Source organism: Zavarzinia sp. (genome assembly GCF_049306435.1).
In the GTDB taxonomy this organism is placed as follows: domain Bacteria; phylum Pseudomonadota; class Alphaproteobacteria; order Zavarziniales; family Zavarziniaceae; genus Zavarzinia.
In genome coordinates, this window is record NZ_JBAQRT010000240.1 from 1 (window position 1) to 3,221 (window position 3,221).

5 protein-coding genes are annotated in these 3,221 nt (G+C 69.2%); 4 read left to right on the forward strand and 1 reads right to left on the reverse strand.

Going from position 1 to position 3,221, the window contains the following annotated elements:
* A partial coding sequence (locus WAZ62_RS14045) for an AAA family ATPase (RefSeq protein WP_422644161.1) occupies window positions 1-825 on the reverse strand: 825 nt, incomplete at its 3' end.
* A 96-nt stretch (window positions 826-921) separates the two neighbouring features.
* Between WAZ62_RS14045 and WAZ62_RS14050 the strand changes: the two genes are divergently transcribed.
* The 4 genes from WAZ62_RS14050 to WAZ62_RS14065 form a co-directional block, all read left to right on the forward strand.
* Window positions 922-1,545 carry a DUF1285 domain-containing protein gene (locus tag WAZ62_RS14050; RefSeq protein ID WP_422644162.1) on the forward strand — a complete coding sequence of 208 codons (624 nt, stop codon included), beginning with the start codon at window positions 922-924 and terminating at the stop codon, window positions 1,543-1,545.
* On the forward strand, window positions 1,542-2,171 hold the full coding sequence (locus WAZ62_RS14055; RefSeq protein WP_422644163.1) for a CoA pyrophosphatase: 630 nt from the start codon (window positions 1,542-1,544) through the stop codon (window positions 2,169-2,171). The genes WAZ62_RS14050 and WAZ62_RS14055 overlap by 4 nt, the downstream gene beginning before the upstream one ends.
* A gap of 1 nt (window position 2,172) precedes the next feature.
* The gene (locus WAZ62_RS14060; protein ID WP_422644164.1) at window positions 2,173-2,448 is read left to right on the forward strand and encodes a DUF6111 family protein; all 276 of its coding nucleotides are present in this window, start codon (window positions 2,173-2,175) and stop codon (window positions 2,446-2,448) included.
* Window positions 2,445-3,221: CCA tRNA nucleotidyltransferase (locus WAZ62_RS14065; RefSeq protein WP_422644165.1), on the forward strand; the 777-nt coding region annotated here is incomplete at its 3' end. The genes WAZ62_RS14060 and WAZ62_RS14065, both read left to right, overlap by 4 nt.

The window sequence follows — 3,221 nt, forward strand, 5'->3', positions numbered from 1 at the left end:
CATCAGCGCCTGCGCCGCGCGGGGGCCGGGGCCCCAGGCGATCAGCCGGGTGAGGTCTGCCCGCCCCTCGCCGCCGGGCCGGGCCGAACGGACGAGATCGAGAATGCCGTCGACCACCGATTCGCCGACCGGCAGCCGGCGCACCAGGCCCTGCGCTTCGGCCAGTTCGCCCGGCTCGAGCACGCGGCGGGCGGTGGCGCCGCCGGCCCCGGTCGTCGCGATCAGCATCTGCCGCTCGGCCGCGCGGTCGGGATAGTCGACATTGATTTCGAGGAGGAAACGGTCGAGCTGGGCTTCGGGCAGGGGATAGGTCCCCTCCTGCTCCAGCGGGTTCTGGGTGGCGAGGACATGGAACGGCCGGGGCAGCGGATGGCGCTGTCCGGCGATCGAAACCTCTCCCTCCTGCATCGCCTGGAGAAGGGCGGACTGGGTGCGCGGGCTGGCGCGGTTGATCTCGTCGGCCATCAGCAGCTGGCAGAACACCGGGCCGCGCACGAAGCGAAAGCCGCGGCGGCCATCCTCGCCGTCTTCGAGGACTTCCGAGCCGAGGATATCGGCCGGCATCAGGTCGGGGGTGAACTGCACCCGCTTCTCGTCGAGGCCGAGGACGGTGCCCAGCGTCTCGACGAGGCGGGTCTTGGCGAGGCCGGGCACGCCGACCAGCAGGCCGTGGCCGCCGGCCAGCAGGGTGACCAGCGCCTGTTCGATCACGGTCTCCTGACCGAAGACGATTTCGCCGATGGCGTTCTTGAGGCTGCCGAGCCGCGCCCCCAGACGGTCGATTTCCTGAACCAGGGCCTCGCGGCCATCGCTGACGTTCGCCATTGTGCCCACTATATTGAGGAAGGACCGAAACGAAGCTAACCCGAAAACGGGCGGCGCCACCAGATAGCCGTCAAAATGTGTCAGGAACAGGGGCTCATGGCAGCGAGCGACAGTCAGGGAAGAACACCGGATGCCCAGGGGCTGGCCGCGGCGGCGCGGGCCGCCCTCGGCGAGACGGGCGGCGGCAAGCGCGGGTTGCCGCCCATCCACCTATGGAATCCGCCCTTCTGCGGCGATATCGACATGGAGATCCGGCGCGACGGCAGCTGGCATTACATGAAATCGCCGATCGGCCGCGCGCCGCTGGTGCGGCTGTTCTCGACCATCCTGCTGCGCGATACGGACGACGCCTATTACCTGGTGACGCCGGTCGAAAAGGTGCGCATCCGGGTCGTCGACGCGCCTTTCCTCGTCGTCGGGGCCGAGATCGAGGGCGAGGGCGAGGCCCAGGTGATTCGTTTCCGCACCAATGTCGAAGACGAATTCACCCTCGACGCCGATCACGCCCTCAGGGTCGAGATCGACCCGGCGACCGGCGAGCCCTCGCCTTACGTCCGGGTGCGGGACCGGCTGGACGCGCTGATCAACCGGGCGGTGTTCTACGAACTGGTCAATGCCGCCGTCGAGCGGGAAGAGGCGGGCGACCTCGGCGTCTGGTCGGCGGGGCGCTTCTGGTCGCTCGGCCGGCTGGACGGGACGGCGGCGGGGGACGCGCCGTGACCCGGGGCGATATCGCGGCCCGTCTTCGCCACCATCTGGACCCGGCCGACTACGGCCCTGTGGCGGTGCCGCGCATCGGCGATTTCGACCTGAACCCGGATCTGCGCGGCGTTTTCCCGCCCGATCGGGTGCTGCGCCCGGCCGCGGTCCTGGTGCCGCTGGTCGAGCATCCCACGGGCCTGACCGTGCTGCTGACGCGGCGGACCGAGCATCTGACCAACCACGCCGGCCAGGTCAGTTTCCCCGGTGGACGGATCGAGCCCGGGGACAAGGACCCGGTCGCCGCCGCCCTGCGCGAGGCGTCCGAAGAGATCGGCCTCGACCGGCATTATGTCTCGGTCGCGGGCTTCCTCGACGCCTATGAAACCTCGACCGGGTTTCATGTCACGCCGGTCGTCGGGTTCCTCACGCCCGGATTCACCCTGACGCCCGATCCTGGCGAAGTCGCGCAGGTTTTCGAGGTTCCGCTGGACTTCCTGATGGACCCGGCCAACCGTCAGCGTCAGAGCCGGGACTATAACGGTGTTCAGCGCTACTTCTACGCCATGCCCTATGGTGAACATTACATATGGGGAGCGACTGCGGGCATGCTGGTCAATCTGGCGACCCGCCTGGGAAAGGGCTGAAATGGGCCGCATTATTCTGATTTATGTTCTGGCCTTCGTATTGCCCTTTGTTTCCTATCTCCTGTGGCTGCGGTTCGAGCGCTGGCGCGAGGGCCTGCCACCCGAGAAACGGCCTCTGCCCTGGGTGCCGCTGGTGGCGATCGGCCTGATGCTGATCATCACCGTCACCCTCGGCCTCGCCTTCTTCGGCGGGGAACCGGCGGGTGGCCGTTACATCCCGGCCCATATGCAGGACGGCAAGCTGGTGCCCGGCCGGATCGAGGCGGAGCCGAAGTGACGAGGGCGCTGCCCGCGCGCCTGCCGCCGGGGGGCTGGCGCCAGTCGGCGCCGGTGCGCGCGGTGATCGACGCGCTTTCGGCGGGCGGCGTCCCCTGTCGCTTCGTCGGTGGCTGCGTGCGCGATGCCTTGCTGGGCGAGATGCCGGCGGATATCGACATCGCGACCCCGCTCGACCCCGCGGCCGTGATGAAACAGGCAAGGGCGGCCGGCCTGAAGACCGTTCCCACCGGCATCGACCATGGCACGGTCACGGTGATCGCCGATCATGTCCCGGTCGAAGTGACGACCCTGCGCCGCGATGTCGAGACCGACGGACGCCGCGCCACTGTCGCCTTCACCGACGACTGGCATGAAGACGCGGCCCGGCGCGATTTCACCATCAACGCGCTTTATGCCGATGCGGACGGCACGCTGTTCGATCCCGTCGGCGGGCTCGCCGATCTCGCCGCCGGGCGGGTGCGTTTCATCGGCGAGGCCAGGCAGCGTCTGGCGGAGGATTACCTGCGGGCGCTGCGATTCTTCCGCTTTCATGCCCGTTTCGCCGAAGGCCCGGCCGACGCGGCGGCGCTGGCCGCCATCGCTTCGGCCCGGCACGAGCTGACCCGCCTGTCGGCCGAGCGGGTGGCGGCAGAATTGCTGAAGACCCTGGCCCTGCCCCGGGCGCCGGAAGCCATCGCCCTGATGGCGGCTTGCGGCGTGCTCGCCGTGCTGCTGCCCGAGGCGGAGGGGGGCGGCGAGCGGCTGGCTCGGCTCATGCCCCTGTCGGATGAT